The organism is Pseudomonas fluorescens, assembly GCF_041354075.1.
GTDB lineage: Bacteria > Pseudomonadota > Gammaproteobacteria > Pseudomonadales > Pseudomonadaceae > Aquipseudomonas > Aquipseudomonas fluorescens_CE.
Genome location: NZ_JARZGC010000060.1, coordinates 1 through 384 on the forward strand (window position 1 = coordinate 1; position 384 = coordinate 384).

The 384-nt window shown below is 59.9% G+C and carries 1 pseudogene; it reads right to left on the bottom strand.

The annotated features are described in order from the left end of the window. Positions 1-339 (bottom strand): annotated as a pseudogene (locus tag QIW53_RS27255) (electron transfer flavoprotein subunit alpha/FixB family protein); the annotation flags it as partial. Positions 340-384 lie beyond the last annotated feature (45 nt).

Consider the following 384-nt stretch of genomic DNA (forward strand, 5'->3'; position numbering starts at 1 on the left):
GACGTCCAGCGCAGCGGCAACGCGCGGCAGGATGTTTTTGCCGTTGGAGGTGGCGGCAGCCAGGATGTGGCTGTAGCTTTTGCCCGCCGCTTCTTGAACGAGATCAGCCACCAGAGGCGCAACGTTTTCCGGCAGCTGATGCGCGTAGGCCACGTTGTCAGCGTTCAGGACCTTGCTAACGCCCGCGATTTTCGCAGCGGCTTCAGCCACGGCGCCCGCGCCAAGACCCGCGACCAGAACGTGGATGTCGCCACCGATTTTGGCAGCGGCAGCCACAGTGTTCAGCGTGGCCGGGGCCAGTGCCTTGTTGTCGTGTTCAGCGATTACCAAGATAGTCATGATCAGATTACCTTCGCTTCGTTTTTCAGTTTCTCGACCAGTTCA